This window comes from Erwinia sp. SLM-02 (assembly GCF_037450285.1).
GTDB lineage: Bacteria > Pseudomonadota > Gammaproteobacteria > Enterobacterales > Enterobacteriaceae > Erwinia.
Window position 1 is genome coordinate 1820395 of the sequence record NZ_JAQISN010000001.1, and the last position, 17247, is coordinate 1837641.

16 protein-coding genes are annotated in these 17247 nt (G+C 55.2%); 5 read left to right on the top strand and 11 right to left on the bottom strand.

Annotated elements, in window-relative coordinates:
- Positions 1–4: 4 nt before the first annotated feature.
- Positions 5–313, bottom strand: a complete 309-nt coding sequence (locus PGH32_RS08430; protein WP_314424945.1) for a LapA family protein — start codon at positions 311–313, stop codon at positions 5–7.
- Positions 314–478: 165 nt separating this feature from the next.
- Complete coding sequence (pgpB, locus tag PGH32_RS08435; protein ID WP_314424946.1) at positions 479–1246, bottom strand: phosphatidylglycerophosphatase B; 768 nt, start codon at positions 1244–1246, stop codon at positions 479–481.
- Positions 1247–1475: 229 nt separating this feature from the next.
- On the opposite strand from pgpB, the gene ribA reads away from it, so the two are divergent.
- Entirely contained in the window at positions 1476–2066 is a 591-nt protein-coding gene (gene ribA, locus PGH32_RS08440; RefSeq protein WP_314424948.1) for a GTP cyclohydrolase II, read from the top strand.
- A gap of 141 nt (positions 2067–2207) precedes the next feature.
- Here ribA and acnA read toward each other — a convergent pair whose 3' ends face one another.
- From acnA to topA, 5 genes are all read right to left on the bottom strand, one after another.
- Positions 2208–4892, bottom strand: coding sequence for an aconitate hydratase AcnA (gene acnA, locus PGH32_RS08445; RefSeq protein ID WP_337893763.1), 2685 nt, complete (start codon positions 4890–4892; stop codon positions 2208–2210).
- A gap of 488 nt (positions 4893–5380) precedes the next feature.
- Positions 5381–5560, bottom strand: coding sequence for a hypothetical protein (locus tag PGH32_RS08450; RefSeq protein WP_314424952.1), 180 nt, complete (start codon positions 5558–5560; stop codon positions 5381–5383).
- Positions 5551–5715 carry a YmiA family putative membrane protein gene (locus tag PGH32_RS08455; protein ID WP_314424953.1) on the bottom strand — a complete coding sequence of 55 codons (165 nt, stop codon included), beginning with the start codon at positions 5713–5715 and terminating at the stop codon, positions 5551–5553. Before PGH32_RS08455 ends, PGH32_RS08450 begins: the two co-directional genes overlap by 10 nt.
- 489 nt (positions 5716–6204) lie before the next feature.
- Positions 6205–7179 (bottom strand): HTH-type transcriptional regulator CysB, encoded by a 975-nt coding sequence (cysB, locus tag PGH32_RS08460; RefSeq protein WP_105595191.1) that lies wholly within the window; start codon positions 7177–7179, stop codon positions 6205–6207.
- A 263-nt stretch (positions 7180–7442) separates the two neighbouring features.
- Positions 7443–10040 carry a type I DNA topoisomerase gene (gene topA, locus PGH32_RS08465; protein ID WP_337893764.1) on the bottom strand — a complete coding sequence of 866 codons (2598 nt, stop codon included), beginning with the start codon at positions 10038–10040 and terminating at the stop codon, positions 7443–7445.
- 402 nt (positions 10041–10442) lie between these two features.
- Between topA and PGH32_RS08470 the strand changes: the two genes are divergently transcribed.
- Positions 10443–10685, top strand: a complete 243-nt coding sequence (locus tag PGH32_RS08470; RefSeq protein WP_443112771.1) for a DUF2498 family protein — start codon at positions 10443–10445, stop codon at positions 10683–10685.
- A gap of 30 nt (positions 10686–10715) precedes the next feature.
- Here PGH32_RS08470 and sohB read toward each other — a convergent pair whose 3' ends face one another.
- Positions 10716–11765, bottom strand: a complete 1050-nt coding sequence (gene sohB, locus PGH32_RS08475) for a protease SohB (protein WP_314424957.1) — start codon at positions 11763–11765, stop codon at positions 10716–10718.
- 223 nt (positions 11766–11988) lie between these two features.
- Here sohB and PGH32_RS08480 point away from each other — a divergent pair, with 223 nt between their 5' ends.
- Positions 11989–12750: a YciK family oxidoreductase gene (locus PGH32_RS08480; protein WP_314424959.1), complete on the top strand. Its 762-nt coding sequence runs from the start codon at positions 11989–11991 to the stop codon at positions 12748–12750.
- On the top strand, positions 12750–13340 hold the full coding sequence (cobO, locus tag PGH32_RS08485; RefSeq protein ID WP_314424961.1) for a cob(I)yrinic acid a,c-diamide adenosyltransferase: 591 nt from the start codon (positions 12750–12752) through the stop codon (positions 13338–13340). The genes PGH32_RS08480 and cobO overlap by 1 nt, the downstream gene beginning before the upstream one ends.
- A 56-nt stretch (positions 13341–13396) precedes the next feature.
- On the opposite strand, the gene rluB is transcribed toward cobO, so the two are convergent.
- On the bottom strand, positions 13397–14296 hold the full coding sequence (gene rluB / locus PGH32_RS08490) for a 23S rRNA pseudouridine(2605) synthase RluB (protein WP_105595197.1): 900 nt from the start codon (positions 14294–14296) through the stop codon (positions 13397–13399).
- 696 nt (positions 14297–14992) lie between these two features.
- On the opposite strand from rluB, the gene PGH32_RS08495 reads away from it, so the two are divergent.
- The gene (locus PGH32_RS08495) at positions 14993–15622 is read left to right on the top strand and encodes a serine protease (protein WP_337893765.1); all 630 of its coding nucleotides are present in this window, start codon (positions 14993–14995) and stop codon (positions 15620–15622) included.
- A gap of 54 nt (positions 15623–15676) precedes the next feature.
- Here the strand turns inward: PGH32_RS08495 and PGH32_RS08500 are convergent, their stop codons facing one another.
- Complete coding sequence (locus PGH32_RS08500) at positions 15677–16297, bottom strand: L-threonylcarbamoyladenylate synthase (protein ID WP_314424965.1); 621 nt, start codon at positions 16295–16297, stop codon at positions 15677–15679.
- A 52-nt stretch (positions 16298–16349) separates the two neighbouring features.
- Positions 16350–17228, bottom strand: a complete 879-nt coding sequence (gene rnm / locus PGH32_RS08505; protein WP_314424967.1) for an RNase RNM — start codon at positions 17226–17228, stop codon at positions 16350–16352.
- Positions 17229–17247: the final 19 nt, after the last annotated feature.

A 17247-nucleotide genomic window follows, 5' to 3' on the forward strand; every position in this document is an offset into this window, starting at 1 on the left:
ATGATTATTCCTTGACGGCTGGCGTTCTTGACGCCGTCGCGGCAGCTTCCGTCTGCCCAAGCTGATGCTGCAGTCGTTTAAGCTTGCGCTGGCTGTTGGCCAGCGCCACGCGAACACGTAGCCAAAACAGCCCACATATCGCCCATCCCAGCAGGAAGCCAAAGGCAAACAGCGAGGCCAGCAGTGTAGAGATACGGAATTCACCCTGCGCCAGCAGATAGTTAAAGGTCACAACCTGGTCGTTATGCGCACCCAAAGTGACTGAAATGACAAAAATCGCCAGAACCACTAAAAAAATCAGCAAATATTTCACAGTTCATCCCGTAATCTGATGTTAATCAGATGAATTATGCCAAAAAAAACGCCCTGATGCTTGTGTTGATACTCGCAGATCTCGGACGCCGCACGATTTCCCTGCCCTCACTGCGATATAGCGCCATGTGACTGACAGTAATGGGGGCAAAAAATCCATTTACAATCAGGGCGACTCATTTTCCCGCTGGCTGATTTCCTGCTGTTCCTGCGGCAGAACGCTCAGCGGGCCGCAAAACCGCTGGGCAAGCCAGGTAGCCAGGGTAATAAACAGCCAGCTGAACAGCGTGGAGACAATGAGGTCCTGCGGCCAGTGCATGCCCAGCACCAGGCGACTGCCCATCACCAGCGTGGCCCACATCAGCAGCAGTACGATAGTGGCATAGCGCCGACGCGGCCACAGCAGGCCGACGCCCAGCAGCGCCCAGCTGGCGGCAAACATTGTATGGCCGGAGGGGAATGAAAATCCGGTTTCAAACGCCCAGTGCCGCTTCAGCCAGCCGGGGAGCTGCGGATTATCGGCGATCGCCTCCTCTACCAGCTGGCTGCGCTGTTTGCGCTTCAGGTCGTAGAAATATTCATTACTGACCCCCTCGGCTTTTTCCAGCCACAGAACGTATGGCCGGGGTTCCTGCACCTGATTTTTGATCAGGCTTTTAGTGTACTGACCCAGCAGGATAGTGCCGACCAGAATGGCTAACAGGAAGACCGCCGGCTTAACGCGAAAACGCAGGCACCAGAGGAACCAGCCGCACAGCAGCGTGCTGGTCAGCACGCCCCACGGACGGGTGACCGTCTCGGTGAATCCGTACAATGCCAGATAAACCCATCCCATCTCTCCCGGGTGCCACTGCCAGCCGGAAAGCGCCACCAGCACGGGCATCAACAGCAGGAGAAGCATCCCAATCGTGGTTCGTTTGAGAATTTCAGCCATCTTTCTTCCTTAAAAACTCAGGTTATTTCTCTGGATTGATATAACAATAGTAATAAAAATAATAACATATGAATTGCGAAGGTGATAATTGTGCGTTATCACTGGATAGCTCAAACATGTTAACCTTCGCGTCGCAGGTTATGGCAAAATAGCACGTATTGTAAGCCGTCAGGCAACTGACACTGCGCCATCTGATGATAGCGTACACCTGAAGTTTATGGAGAGTCACATGCAGCTTAAACGGGTGGCAGAAGCCAACCTGCCCACGCCCTGGGGCGATTTCCTCATGGTCGGATTTGAAGAACTGGCAACCGGGCACGATCATGTTGCGCTGGTTTATGGCGATATTTCTCACAGCGAACCGGTGCTGGCACGCGTTCACTCCGAATGCCTGACCGGCGATGCGCTGTTCAGCCTGCGCTGCGACTGCGGGTTCCAGCTGGAGGCCGCGCTGACGCACATTGCCGAGCAGGGCCGCGGCATTCTGCTCTATCATCGTCAGGAAGGCCGCGGTATCGGGCTGCTGAATAAGATCCGCGCCTACGCGCTGCAGGATAAAGGTTACGATACGGTCGAAGCGAATCACCAGCTGGGGTTTGCCGCCGACGAGCGCGACTTCACCCTGTGTGCGGATATGTTCAAGCTGCTTGGCGTTGATGAGGTTCGTTTGCTGACCAATAATCCGCGCAAGGTGGAGATCCTGACGGAAGCGGGGATCAATATCGTTGAACGCGTACCGCTGATCGTGGGGCGTAACCCCAAGAACGCACACTACCTCGATACCAAAGCCGCAAAAATGGGCCATTTGCTGTCGAAGTAGGTCCGCGCGGATCCTGTTACTCCGCCTGAGACATAAAAAGCCGCTATGATTCACATAGCGGCTTTTTTACGCCAGAAGCCGTTCGGGTATCGTCATCGCTGATACCCGAAACGGAGGCGATTAACGCCCGCCGAACGCGCCCTAGTCCCGCAGCATGTTGCGGATCACGTAGTGCAGGATGCCGTCATTCTGGTAGTAGGTCAGCTCGTTGCCGGTATCAATGCGGCAGCGCGTGTCGAGAACCTCCTGACTGCCATCCGCCCGCGTCAATGTGACTTTGACCGTCATCCCCGGTTTCAGCTGCTGCAGATGCGCAACGTCGATCAGCTCTTCGCCGGTCAGCTTCAGCGTTTTCCGCGTCACCCCCTGTGGAAACTCCAGCGGCAGGATCCCCATCCCAATCAGATTCGAGCGGTGGATCCTCTCGAACGATTCGGCGATCACCACGCGGACGCCCTGAAGACGCGGCCCCTTCGCCGCCCAGTCGCGGCTGGAGCCGGAACCGTACTCTTTCCCGGCAATCACCGCCAGCGGAATGCCCTCTTCGCGGTAGCGCATGGCGGCGTCGTATATCGCTAACTGTTCATTGCTGGGAATATGACGCGTTATCCCCCCCTCCACGCCCGGCACCATCTCGTTGCGGATACGGATGTTGGCGAAAGTTCCGCGCATCATCACCTCATGGTTACCGCGCCGCGAACCGTAGGAGTTGAAGTCGGTACGTTCAACGCCGCGATCCAGCAGATAGCGCCCCGCCGGGCTGTCGGCTTTGATACTGCCCGCCGGTGAAATGTGGTCGGTTGTCACCGAGTCGCCCAGCATCGCCAGGATGCGCGCGCCTTTGATATCCTCCACCGCCTCCGGTTCTTTTTCCATGGTGTCGAAAAATGGCGACAGGCGAATATAGGTGGAGTCGTTATCCCATGAATAGGTCGCCGCTTCGCTCACCTTGATCTGCTGCCATTCGGGCGTACCGGCAAAGACTTCGGCATACTCCTTGTGGAACATCTCGGTTGAGACCATCTGCACCGCCTCAGCAATCTCTTCCGGCGACGGCCAGATATCCCGTAGGTAAACCGGTTTGCCGCTGGCGTCTTCCCCGAGGGGATCGGTTTGCAGGTTAACCGTCATATTGCCGGACAGCGCGTAGGCCACGACCAGCGGCGGCGAGGCCAGCCAGTTGGTCTTAACGTAGGGATGGATACGGCCTTCAAAGTTACGGTTACCGGACAGCACCGCCCCCACCGTCAAATCTCCCTGACGGATAGCCGTTTCGATTTCATCCGGCAGCGGTCCGGAGTTACCGATACAGGTCGTACAGCCGTAGCCCACCAGGTTGAACCCCAGGCGGTCGAGGTACGGGGTCAGCCCGGCGGTGGCCAGATAGTCGGATACCACTTTTGAGCCCGGGGCCAGAGACGCTTTAACCCAGGGTTTACGCTGCAGGCCAAGCGCGGCGGCTTTTTTCGCCAGCAGTCCGGCGGCCATCAGCACGCTGGGGTTGGAGGTATTGGTGCAGGAGGTGATCGCGGCGATCACCACCGCCCCGTCCTCCAGCTGGTACTGCTTGCCGCTGCGGGAGTCACGGTAGCTGACCGCCTGATGGTTTTTCTGCGCGTGGTTCACCTCCAGCTCATTGCTGGCGCGGAAGGCGGCGGGCACATCGCCCAGGGCCACGCGGTCCTGCGGACGTTTCGGCCCGGCCAGGCTCGATTCCACCAGCCCCATATCCAGCGACAGGCTGCTGGTAAACACCGGTTCATCACCCGGATGTCGCCACATTCCCTGCGCGCGGGCGTAGGCTTCCACCAGCGCCACCTGCTGGTCGCTGCGCCCGGTCAGTCGCATATACTCCAGCGTCACGCTGTCCACCGGGAAGAATCCGCAGGTAGCGCCGTACTCCGGAGCCATATTGGCAATCGTTGCGCGATCCGCCAGCGGGAGATCCTTAAGGCCGTCGCCGTAAAATTCCACGAATTTGCCGACCACGCCGTGCTTACGCAGCATCTGGGTGACCGTCAGCACCAGGTCGGTGGCGGTAATGCCGGGTTTCAGCTTGCCGGTCAGTCTGAATCCCACCACGTCCGGGATCAGCATTGAGACGGGCTGCCCCAGCATCGCGGCTTCGGCTTCAATACCACCGACGCCCCAGCCGAGCACGCCGAGGGCATTGATCATCGTGGTGTGGGAATCGGTGCCGACCAGGGTATCCGGATAGGCCACTTCCCTGCCGTTCTGCTCCTCGTGCCAGACCGACTTGCCGAGATACTCCAGATTGACCTGGTGACAAATCCCCGTGCCCGGCGGCACCACGCTAAAGCGGTTAAAGGCTTTCTGCCCCCAGCGCAGGAAAACATAGCGCTCGTGGTTGCGCTCCATCTCAAGATGGACGTTTTCTTCGAACGCATCATCATCCCCAAAGCGGTCCACCGTGACCGAGTGGTCAATGACCAGATCCACGGGTGACAGGGGGTTGACCTTCGCCACATCGCCCCCCAGCCGCTTCACCGCCTCGCGCATGGCAGCGAGGTCCACCACTGCCGGCACGCCGGTAAAGTCCTGCATCAGAACGCGCGCCGGACGATAGGCGATTTCACGGTCGGCATGGGCATCTTTCAGCCATTCAGCAATCGCCCGGATATCCGGTTCGGTAACGGAATCGCCATCCTGCCAGCGCAGGAGATTCTCCAGCAGCACCTTCATCGATTTTGGCAGGCGATCGATGTCGCCCAGCTCACGGGCGGCTTTTGCCAGACTGAAGATGTGATACTGCTGGCCATTCACGTTCAGCGTGTCCTGGCTGATTTCACGTAGGGTCGTCGACATTGCTCCTCCTTTCTTGTTCTGATAGCTCGTTCCTGCCGCATAACCAGACTAAATGCAGGGTTTGCTTTAAAGATAGTACAAAAAGGGGGTAACATTTTGATTACAACACAAAATGCCAAGCACATATCGGCAAAATGCCCCGCCGACACGGCCGGCGAGGCATCGAATTAATCACTCAGGTTATTTATATTCATGCGATTAATCTGCATCAGCATGCTAATAATGGCTGTATTATGATTTGGATTCATTACTCGAATTAAGCATTAATCCCGCATAATCAGACTAAAATTATTGAACCGCATTCATCTTTATTGATAACTGTTTCTGCCGTTATCATTCACGACCGATAATACCGGCTTGCCATGAATGAACGTATTTCCCATAGTAATGACATTTCGTATTTTTTGTTTACGAAGAGTAACTATTGATAATCAGAATCAGTCAGAAAGGCAAAAAGCCGGGGGATGATTTTCATTACCCGGCTTGATTTAGCTGCCATTACCGTCTTCAATTATAGATTGGATGAATTTCAGCTGCATCTCGTTCAGACACCAGGCTGCGGGAATAATAACCTGAGAAAGGTGCTCTTCATTGCCGAAATCTTCAGGAACTTCAGCAATGAAATCAGTACTCAGCTTGCCATTCAGGCGCTGCAGGGTTAGTTCCACAGGTTCCAGACCATTGTAACGACCAGTACCCAAAACAGGAAGGAGCCCGCGAAAAGCGCCAGCCAGGCGTTGCGCTTCAGGTTATCGCTGCCGCTATGCTCAGCATCCTGTGACTCGTGACCGAAGTTGGACTGTACAGATAATCTAGTAGCCATAATTGATACTCACTCTCATTTACACAATGTTTCAACCAGTAATTGGCTTGAATCCTAATCAGCCGGTTGCCCAAGATCCAGTCATTTTCATTAAACTAAACGCTTAAAAACATTAGTAAGTTTCAGAAGAACTTTAATAAGGTGTTTTAAGTTAACCATTCAGCATAAAAACTTTACCACTCTGATATGCACCTCGCGTTCTGCGCGGCGGTGCCAAATATCTGAGCCCCCTTTACCTGGCTACCAACGCAATCCTCTGCTCGTTGGCGTTGGGTATATTATGGGAATAGTCTTAATTTTTCGCAAAGATTAACGATAGAAAATGTGTACTATTTCTCACTTCATCAATAACAATGGATGAACATGTGATAGACATTTCATTTATTGAACGAAAAGGAAAGAAACTAACGATGGCAGTGAGAGGCGGGAGCTTTCAATAAGTTCAGATCCGTTACAATCTGAACTTATGATGATTAGAAACAAATGTAATTATTTAGCCGGCAATTTAATATCTTTAAACATCGCTTCAATATCTTCATTAGAGCGCAGCCCCACCGCCGTATCAACCACGTCGCGGGTCAGATGCGGGGCAAAGCGCTGGATAAAGTCATACATATAGCTACGCAGGAAGGTACTGCGGCGGAAACCGATTTTCGTGGTGCTGTAGGTGAACACGTCCGTTGCTTCAATGCGCACCAGGTCGGGATCGGAAACCGGATCCACCGCCATACTGGCGATAACGCCCACGCCCAGCCCCAGACGGACATAGGTCTTAATGACGTCGGCATCGGTGGCGGTGAAGACGATGCGCGGCGTCAGCCCGGCGCGGTTGAATGCCGTATCCAGCTCGGAGCGCCCGGTAAAACCAAAGGTGTAGGTTACCAGCGGGTACTCGGCCAGCTCTTCAATCGACACTTTTGATTTACCGGCCAGCGGATGATCCGGCGTGACCACGATTGCACGGTTCCAGTGATAGCACGGCAGCATAATCAAATCGTCGTACAGATGCAGCGCCTCGGTGGCAATGGCAAAATCCGCGTTGCCTTTTGATACCGCTTCCGCTATCTGAGTCGGCGACCCCTGGTGCATATGCAGCGAGACGCGCGGGTAGCGTTCAATGAAGCCTTTAATCACGTTCGGCAGCGCATAACGCGCCTGGGTGTGGGTGGTCGCCACGTAAAGTGACCCTTTATCCGGCCAGGTGTGCTCCCCGGCAACGGATTTAATCGCATCCACTTTTGACAGGACTTCGCGGGCAATACGAATGATTTCCTGCCCTGCCGGCGTCACCTGGGTCAGATGCTTCCCGCTGCGGGCGAAGATCTGGATCCCCAGTTCATCTTCCAGCATGCGTACCTGCTTACTGATACCGGGTTGAGACGTGTAAAGCCCTTCGGCCGTTGAAGAGACATTGAGATTGTGGTTTACCACCTCAACGATGTACCGCAGCTGCTGCAATTTCATTTTTCATTCCGTCCAGGGTCTGAAGCAACGTGCCGAAAACCCTACAGAAGAAGACACCAGGAATCTGGTCAGCGTCAGGTTAGCGGTCTAATGCGATTTAATAATAAGAAGAGGCATATCTATAACAACTATATCAAAAATGTGGGATATGTATAGCGTCGGCAGGGAAACATTCACTAACAATCGGTTAGATTATCAGCAAAGTCTCTTTTCAGGGGCTGACCGTGAAGGCCTGCCCCTGTGAAGAGAGAAATCAGCGCGGATTACTTCTTGCTGACTTCCCATTTACCATCAACATAGAAGGCGGACCAGCCGGTGGCTTTCCCGTCTTTCTCGGTGCTGACGTACTGCTGTTTCGTCTTACGGCTGAAGCGAACGACCGCTTTGTTACCGTCTTCATCCGTCGCAGGCGCATCGGCAAGATAGCGCAGCTTCTCAGGCAGACGGTCACGGAATCGCTGCAGCTCTTCAACCTGAGGCGCGCGGGTTTCACGTGATTTAGGGAAGGTGTTGGCCGCCAGGAACACGCCGGCAGCGCCGTCACGCAGCACGAAGTAAGCGTCAGACTTCTCACACGGCAGCTCGGGCAGCGGAACCGGATCTTCCTTAGGCGGAGCGACTTCACCGTTGCGCAGAATTTTACGCGTATTCTTACAGTCTTCACCGGTACAGGCCATGTACTTGCCGAAGCGCCCCATTTTCAGGTGCATTTCAGAACCACATTTTTCGCATTCCACAATCGGGCCATCATAGCCTTTGATGCGGAATTCACCCTGTTCAATTTCGTAACCGTCGCACTCCGGGTTGCTACCGCAGACGTGCAGCTTGCGCTGATTATCAATCAGGTAGCTGTCCATCGCCGTGCCGCATTTCTGGCAGCGGCGGCGCGCGAGCAGTGCGTTGGTTTCCGCGTCGTCTCCCTCAAGAATATTCAGCACTTCATTCTCAGGGATCAGGTTGATGGTCTGCTTGCAGCGCTCTTTTGGCGGCAGGGCATAGCCGGAACAGCCAAGGAACACGCCGGTGCTGGCGGTACGGATACCCATCTGGCGCGAACAGGTCGGGCACTCGATAGAGGTCAGTACCATCTGGTTAGGCTGCATGCCGCCCTCTTCCGGATCCTTCTCGGCCTGCTCAAGCTGCTGGCTGAACTCACCGAAGAATTTATCCAGAACGGCCTTCCACTGCGCTTCGTTATTGGCAACCTTGTCGAGGTTATCTTCCATGTTCGCGGTGAAATCGTAGTTCATCAGATCGCGGAAGTTTTCCTCCAGACGATCGGTGACGATTTCCCCCATCTTCTCGGCATAGAAACGACGGCTTTCCACTTTGACGTAGCCGCGGTCCTGTATGGTCGAGATGATTGACGCATAGGTAGAAGGACGACCGATGCCGCGCTTTTCCAGCTCACGCACCAGCGACGCTTCACTGAAGCGTGCCGGCGGCTTGGTAAAGTGCTGGCTCGGGTTCAGCTGCTGCAGACTCAGCTCGCTGCCCACGTCAACCGGCGGCAGCGTGCGATCTTCATCGCCTTTACGCAGCGCAGGCATCACGCGGGTCCAGCCGTCAAAGCGCAGCGTACGGCCCTTCGCTTTCAGTTTGAAATCACCGGCCGTGACGGTCAGCGTGGTGGAGTCGTACTGCGCCGGCATCATCTGGCAGGCAACGAACTGACGCCAGATCAGCTGGTACAGCTTCTGCGCGTCCGCTTCCATATCCTTCAGCTGCTCGGACTGAATGTTCACGTCGGAAGGACGAATCGCTTCGTGCGCCTCCTGCGAATTGTCCTTGCTGGTATAAACGACAGGTGCCTTCGGCAGGTACTTCGCGCCGAATTCCTTCTCGATATAGCCGCACACCATGCTCACCGCGTCCTGGCTCAGGTTAGTCGAGTCGGTACGCATATAGGTGATATGGCCCGCTTCATACAGTCGCTGTGCCATCATCATGGTTTTTTTCACGCCAAAACCAAGACGGGTACTTGCCGCCTGCTGCAGCGTGGAGGTAATAAACGGTGCGCCGGGCTTGCTGCTGGTCGGTTTGTCTTCACGATCGGCAACAACATAGCGCGACTTTTCCAGCAGGCTGACCGCAGCGTGGGTTTGCTCACCGTTGACCGGCCGGAACGGCTTATCGCCCTGATGGGTGACCTGCATCGGCAGGTCCGTTCCCTTCGGCGTGGTCAGACTGGCATTCAGCTCCCAGTACTCTTCCGGCACGAACGCTTTAATTTCACGCTCACGCTCCACCACCAGACGAACGGCAACGGACTGCACGCGCCCGGCGGACAGGCCACGAGCGACCTTTTTCCACAGCAGCGGCGACACCATATAGCCGACCACGCGGTCCATAAAGCGCCGCGCCTGTTGGGCATTCACCCGGTCGATATTCAGTTCGCCAGGCTTTTCAAACGCCTGACGAATCGCATTCTTGGTGATTTCGTTAAACACCACGCGGCTGTAGCGTGATTCATCGCCACCGATCACTTCCCGCAGGTGCCAGGCAATGGCTTCCCCTTCGCGGTCAAGGTCCGTTGCGAGATAGATATGGTCAGCGTTTTGCGCCAGTGATTTCAGTTCAGCAACCACCTTTTCCTTGCCCGGCAGGATTTGATAATTCGCATCCCAGCCGTGGTAAGGGTCGACGCCCATACGGTTAACCAACGCCGCCTTTTCGTCTTTTTTGACCTTCTTCGTTGTTTTACTGGTTGTAGAGTCAGCGCTCTTTTTAACCGTTGAACCACTCGTCGGCAAATCACGGATATGACCCACGCTGGATTTCACCACGTAGTCATTACCGAGATATTTATTGATAGTTTTGGCTTTTGCCGGGGACTCAACTATTACGAGAGCTTTTCCCATAGTTACCTTTACCTGATTAAAACATCCGAGAGTAAGTAGTGCCGTCCTGGGCTGCGCTATGCCGATTGAACCATCGGGTGCATGAAGCCTGGCCCGGATAGTTTTTTATCAAATTTCACGCTATTGCAACCCTTTTAACATATTGATAAACGGGACTATTTACTACCTGTTAAGCGAATCTCTAACAAAGCGTAAACTCACTTTTACGCCCGGAACCCGAAACGCCCACACTCTACCTGATAAAATCTGTTACGCAACTTAATTAGCATCAAGCACGGGTTTCCGCCAGAAAAGGCTGAAAAAAGAGGCATTTTTCTAAACCGGCACCAGGATTGCGGTTTTATCAGCCAGGCGTACAATACTCCGCAGCGTAATCACTATAAAGGAGGGAATGTGACCATGATGCAGGAAACCATCGATCGCAGCAGCCTGCTGGCGCTTGCCGGACAGTTGCTTGCCGACCATGACGATTACTTCGTCGGGATGGCCGCTACGGGCGTGGAGCAAAAAGGCGATCTGCTGATTTTTAGCGGTGACTACTTTCTGGATGAGCAGGGATTACCGGGGCCGCGCAGCACCGCCGTGTTTAACGTCTTCAAATTTCTGACGGTCGAGCTTTCGCCAAAATACCGGCTGGCGGCGTAGCGCCCGCCTGAACGGGCGCTATTATCGCCATTAAAGCAGCGGTTTTTCACCCCGCTGCCAGATACGCAGCAGCAGGCTTTCGGTACTGGCCGCCGCGCTCTGGGTGAAACGATCCATCATGCGTTTGCGCTGGGCAAAGCGCACGCCGATCACCTGACGCTGCTCGATGTGTTCGAGTAGCAGATCGTCGCTGGTACCAATCGCATCGACCAGCCCTTTTTCCAGCGCCTGGCTACCGTACCAGTGCTCGCCGGTGGCCACGCTGTCAATGTCCAGCGACGGGCGCATCTGATGAACAAAGTCTTTGAACAGCTGGTGAGTTTCGTTGAGATCCTGGCGGAATTTTTCGCGACCGGCTTCCGTATTTTCCCCCAGCATAGTCAGCGTGCGTTTATATTCCCCGGCGGTATGCAGTTCCAGGTCAATATCATTACGCTTCAGCAGCCGGTTGAAGTTGGGGATCTGCGCCACGACGCCAATCGAGCCAATAATGGAAAACGGCGCGGCAACAATACGCTCTGCCACACAGGCCATCATGTACCCGCCGCTGGCCGCCACTTTATCGACGGCCACGGTCAGCGGAATGCCTTTCTCACGCAGGCGCTGCAGCTGTGAAGCCGCCAGGCCATAGCCGTGCACCACGCCGCCCGGGCTTTCCAGGCGCAGCAGAACTTCATCCCCGCTGCGGGCAACGGCAACCACTGCAGAAATCTCTTCGCGCAGCGACGTCACCTCACCGGCATCCATACTGCCTTTGAAATCCAGCACAAACAGCGTCGGCTTACCTTCCGGCTGCCGTCCACCCGTTTTCATCTGCTGTTTAGCCAGCTTGTGCTTCTGCTTTTCCGCCTTCTTACGCTCTTTAAGCCAGTGTTTCTGCTGCTCGGGTTCGATCTTTGCCAGCTGCATATCGTCACGCATTTCACGGTAGCGTTCGCTCAGATGCGTCAGCCTGAGCTGACCGCCCTGGCCCCGTTTGCGGGCGGCAAGGTTAGCAATCACCAATGCAATGGCGGCAATAGCCACCACCACGGTGACCGTTTTCGCTAAAAAGAGTCCATAATATGAGAGTAATTCCACTCAATCCGCCTTAATTAACATTGTATTAGAGATGAAGCAGTGTAACCGACTCCGGGCATTCAGTCGCCTGTCAGCCGGTAACAGGGCATTTACTGGCAGGTCCGATGATTGCACTTGCCTCATTTTTCAGGCATAAAGCACTTAATTCTATGTCCTGCAAGAACTTACGCCAGCCTCCAATGCCAGCAAAAATGCAGAGACTTCATCGCCAGAGGATTTTACCGTGCATTATCAACCGAAAAGCGATCTGCTCAACAACCGAATTATTCTGGTTACCGGTGCCAATACCGGCATCGGTCGCGAAGCGGCCCTCACCTATGCCCGCTATGGCGCGCAGGTTCTTCTGCTGGGGCGCAATACGGAACAGCTGCAGCAGGTATGCGATGAGATAAACCTGCACGCGCGGCAGCCCGCCCGCTGGTTCCGGCTGGATCTGGAAGCGGCCACGCCGGAAAGCTGTCAGCAGCTGGCTGAAGATATCGCGCAGGTGGTTCCCCGGCTGGACGGCGTGCTGCACAACGCCGGGTTACTCGGCGAAGTGGTACCGATGACGGAGCAAACTCCGGCCGTCTGGCAGCAGGTCATGCGGGTGAATATCGATGGCACCTTCTTCCTGACTCAGGCGCTGATCCCGCTGCTGCTGAAATCGTCCTCCGCGTCACTGGTCTTCACCTCTTCCAGCGTCGGTCGCCAGGGGCGCGCCGGATGGGGTGCCTATTCCGTATCCAAATTCGCGACCGAAGGGATGATGCAGGTTCTGGCCGAGGAGTACGACAGCCGACAGCTGCGGGTTAACTGCATTAATCCGGGCGGAACCCGCACGCGCATGCGCGCCAGCGCCTTCCCACAGGAAGATGCGATGAAGCTGAAAACCCCCGCCGACATTATGCCGCTCTATCTCTGGCTGATGGGCGACGACAGCAAACGCAAAACCGGCATCAGCTTTGACGCCCAGCCGGGTCGTAAACCGGGGGCCGCAGAATAATGTCAGAAGATCGCCATCAGCAGCGCCAGCAGCGGCTGAAAGACCAGGTGGATGCGCGTATTGCCGCCGCCACGGAAACCCGCGGCATCCTGATGGTCTTCACCGGCAACGGTAAGGGTAAAACGACCGCCGCCTTTGGGACCGCCACCCGCGCAATCGGCCATCAGAAGCGCGTCGGCGTGATCCAGTTTATTAAAGGCGAATGGCCTAACGGTGAACGCAACCTGCTTGAGCCGCACGGCGTGGAGTTTCAGGTGATGGCGACCGGATTCACCTGGGATACGCAGAATCGCGCCACCGATACCGAAGCCTGCCTGAAGGTGTGGCAGCATGGAAAGCGAATGTTGCAGGATCCCTCGCTGGATCTGGTCATCCTTGATGAACTCACCTACATGGTCAGCTTTGATTATCTGCCGCTGCAGGAGGTCATCGATGCGTTACGACAGCGCCCTGTGCACCAGAGCGTGATCGTCACAGGGCGAGGCTGCCACCGGGATCTGCTGGATCTGGCGGATACGGTCAGTGAAATGCGCCCGGTGAAGCACGCTTTTGACGCCGGGATTCAGGCCCAGCAGGGGATTGACTGGTAGAAACGTGACGGATAAAAAAAGGGGCCATCTGGCCCCTTTTTTACCGGCATGGCAACTTACGGCTTGCCCTGCTGGCGCTTTGAACCCGGACGGCGGCTGCCGCCTGGCTTCGCGGCTTTGGTGGTGGTCGTATGGCGTTTCACCGCACGACGGATCTGATTCGCCTTGGTGCGGCGGCGATCTTTTTCAACCGGCACTTTGCTGACGGTTTCTGCTTCCAGCCCTACCAGCTCGCGCAGATAGTTGGTTGGCTGCAGATCCAGCTCGGTGTAACCCCCGCGCGGCAGGCCTTTCGGCAGATCGATATCGCCGTAGCGAACGCGGATCAGACGGCTCACCTGCACGCCAACGGCTTCCCACAGACGGCGAACCTCGCGGTTACGGCCTTCGGTCAGGGTGACGTTGTACCACTGGTTAATTCCTTCACCGCCGGTGAATTTAAGGGTCTTAAACGCAGCCGGACCATCTTCCAGCTGCACGCCGCGGCTCAGCTGTTTGATTTTCTCGTCATCCACCTGGCCGAAAACGCGCACGGCATATTCACGCTCAACTTCACGGCTCGGGTGCATCAGACGGTTAGCCAGTTCACCATCGGTGGTGAACAGCAGCAGGCCGCAGGTATTGACATCCAGACGGCCTACGGCAATCCAGCGCGCCCCGCGCAGCTTGGGCAGGCGATCGAACACCGTCGGGCGACCTTCAGGATCGCTGCGGGTACACAGCTCGCCTTCCGGCTTGTAGTAGGCCAGAACGCGGCAAACTTCGGTAATGGATTCGCTGACCGGGACAACGTGCCCGTCAATGCGGATTTTCAGGGAACTGCTTGGCTCAACGCGGTCACCCAGCGTGGCCAGCTTGCCGTCAACGCTGACGCGTCCGGCGGAGATCATGGTTTCGATTTCACGACGGGAACCGTGCCCGGCGCGTGCTAAAACTTTCTGTAACTTTTCGCTCATGGAGCTGCCTCTTTGTCGCCTTCCCAGGCGTCATGGTGAAAATAAAAATTCTTTTATTTTCAATAACTTATATTTAAATTCGGTGGTTATTATACAGACTTTTATCCCCGCTGTAACCTGTTTGTTAGCAGGATAATGCCTAATTTTAGCCTGGCTTTGCCGCGCCTGCCGGAAGGGACGTCATTAATTCTGAAAAATTTAACGTCGCCAAACGCAGATAATGGATTTTGATTTAAATGACGGCAATGACGGCTGCCTTATACAGGCTAACGACTTCTCACGGTGTTATTTTTAATGACTTATTGACCTTGCATTAAAATCACATTCCCGCTCAGGTGAAAATTATTTGCACGCCCATTTTAACAACCAAAAATAAAGATATAAATCAACATATTAAACACAACAAAGTCCTGAAACCGCCTCACATAAAAGTCATTCGGTAATCTTTCTTATTATTAAACCTGATTTTAAGGATGAATAATTAACCGCCTTCGCACCTTGAAATTAATATATCCGCCAGGACTCAGTCAGGAAGCCCCTTATTGACAATGACCCTCCAACGCCTTTCGTTTCTCAAAAATGAGAACGCGTTGACCGCATGATTTTTAAAATTAACCCGCCGGGTAATATCCGGCACTGGCCCCGCACGTCTTTACGCCCGTTCGGTAAGTAAACGACGTGCCTGAGAAGGGAAAAATGGATATTAAAAAGTGTCTGCTGGTACTGTCGATGCTGGCTTTAACCGGCTGTTCTGTTGGTAGCTACAGCTACAGTCGTGAAGCGATGAAACGGGTGGATATGAACTTCGTGGGCATCCCCACCATTCTTGGCGCGGGTGCACTCGGCACCAGCATTCCCATTACCCCGGAATACAGCCTGACGGCCGGCCACGTGGCGCGCTGGACAATGCACAGGGTAAAGGCCTATCACCCCTACTGCGATCTGGCGATTATCCACCACAAAAATAATTTGAAGAAACTGCCCGTATTCCGCACCACGAAAGTGGGTGAGCCGGTTCGCATGTATGGTTACAGCTTCTTCTCGGCGATGCCGGTTGAATCCTCCGGAACCAATCTGGCGATGACCGGAATTCGCAACGGCTGGAATAAAAAACCCTGCGTAGCCATGGCGTCAAACGCCGGAGCCGTGCAAGGCATGTCCGGGGGAGCGGTTTACCACAGCGATGACAGTATCGGCGGCGTGCTGGTTGGATATACCAGCGAAGTGAAAAACACAGCGACGCAGGAAACGAAATTAAAAAACGTTTCCCTCTACATTCCCTATCAGGTTTTCCAGACGTGGCTTGAAGTGTCCACCGCATCATAGCAATGGAAATGAGGCAGGGAAGCGTTCAGCTCCCTGCCCCGGCAAAGCCAGTGATTACAGGAACGGTTGAATATCGCCGACGCCTTCACGCACCACCACCGGTGAGTCATCCGTCAGGTCAATCACCGTTGTCGGCTGCTGCCCCAGATAGCCACCGTGAATAATCAAATCGACCAGCTTGCCAATCTCATCCTGAATGGCTTCCGGGTCTGACTCGGTGAAATCGTTGCCCGGGAGCATGAGCGAGGTCGACATCATCGGCTCGTTCAGCGCTTCCAGCAGGGCCAGCGCAATCGGGTTCGACGGCACGCGCAGGCCGATGGTTTTACGTTTTTCACTCATCAGGCGGCGAGGAACCTCTTTCGTGGCCTTAAGAATGAAGGTGTAATTGCCCGGCGTGTTGTTTTTGATCAGGCGGAATGCCGTATTGTCGACGTGCGCGTAGGTCGACAGTTCCGACAGATCGCGGCACACGAGGGTGAAATTATGGCTGCCGTCCAGCTGGCGAATGCGGCAGATGCGCTCCATCGCGTTTTTATCTTCCAGCTTACAGCCCAGCGCGTAGCCGGAATCCGTGGGATAGACGATCACGCCGCCCTTGTTTAACATCTCCACGGTCTGCTTGATCAGTCGCGGCTGTGGATTATCCGGGTGAATATAGAAAAACTGACTCATAACGAACCTCTTATCCAAACCTCAGCAATGATGAATACAGCGCCCGTTCAGGCTATTGCTTAACAATTTCTGGAAAACGTTGCCACACGGCGTCTACACCGCCGGGTAACCATAATTTTTTACCCAACTCTATCCACGCACAGGGCTGATGAAAATCGGACCCCTGCGATCCGGCCAGGTCATACTCCTGCGCGTATCGCGCCAGCTGGGTACGCTCCTGCGGAGCCTGCTGGCACTGCGCGACTTCCATCGCTTCGCCGCCCTGTTCACTGAAGTGAGCAATCAGGCGCTTCAGCCACTTGGCAGACAGCCCATAACGACCCGGGTGTGCCAGCACCGCCCGGCCGCCAGAATCATGAATCGCATCAACGGCTTGTTTAATTGTACACCACTGTGGCGGAACGTAACCGGTTTTACCGCGGGCCAGGTAGTTTTTAAACACCTTCTGCATCGTGTCGGCTTTACCGGCTGAGATCAGAAAACGGGCAAAATGCCCCCGCGTCACCGCTCCGCCCTGCGCCAGCTCAAGGGCGGCTTCCAGCGCGCCGGGGATCCCGGCTTTATCCAGGCGCTCGGCGATCGTCTGCGCCCGCGCCATCCGGCGCTCGCCCTGCTGTGCCAGAAAGGCGACCAGCGTGGGATGGGCGATGTCCACGCCCAGACCAACAATATGGATCTCATGGTTTTCCCACAGCGACGACACCTCAACGCCGGCAATAAGCTGCAGCGGAAGCTGATGGCGTTCTATCGCCTCACGGGCGGGCTGTACCCCATCGGTCGTGTCGTGGTCGGTGACGGCCAGTACGCCAACGCGATGCTCTACCGCGCGCAGCACCAGCTGTTCCGGGGTGAGTAACCCGTCGGAGGCGGTGGTGTGACTGTGAAGGTCGAAGATAGGGAAAGAACTGATTGGTGTGGCTGCTACTGTCAAAACGGCTCCGGCACTGGCG

Coding starts and splice junctions, on each gene's coding strand:
- PGH32_RS08455 (WP_314424953.1), bottom strand. CDS start 5,715: ATGGCTACTAGATTATCTGTACAGTCCAACTTCGGTCACGAGTCACAG.
- cysB (WP_105595191.1), bottom strand. CDS start 7,179: ATGAAATTGCAGCAGCTGCGGTACATCGTTGAGGTGGTAAACCACAAT.
- pgpB (WP_314424946.1), bottom strand. CDS start 1,246: ATGGCTGAAATTCTCAAACGAACCACGATTGGGATGCTTCTCCTGCTG.
- PGH32_RS08470 (WP_443112771.1), top strand. CDS start 10,443: ATGCAGGAAACCATCGATCGCAGCAGCCTGCTGGCGCTTGCCGGACAG.
- cobO (WP_314424961.1), top strand. CDS start 12,750: ATGTCAGAAGATCGCCATCAGCAGCGCCAGCAGCGGCTGAAAGACCAG.
- acnA (WP_337893763.1), bottom strand. CDS start 4,892: ATGTCGACGACCCTACGTGAAATCAGCCAGGACACGCTGAACGTGAAT.
- PGH32_RS08495 (WP_337893765.1), top strand. CDS start 14,993: ATGGATATTAAAAAGTGTCTGCTGGTACTGTCGATGCTGGCTTTAACC.
- rluB (WP_105595197.1), bottom strand. CDS start 14,296: ATGAGCGAAAAGTTACAGAAAGTTTTAGCACGCGCCGGGCACGGTTCC.
- ribA (WP_314424948.1), top strand. CDS start 1,476: ATGCAGCTTAAACGGGTGGCAGAAGCCAACCTGCCCACGCCCTGGGGC.
- PGH32_RS08500 (WP_314424965.1), bottom strand. CDS start 16,297: ATGAGTCAGTTTTTCTATATTCACCCGGATAATCCACAGCCGCGACTG.
- topA (WP_337893764.1), bottom strand. CDS start 10,040: ATGGGAAAAGCTCTCGTAATAGTTGAGTCCCCGGCAAAAGCCAAAACT.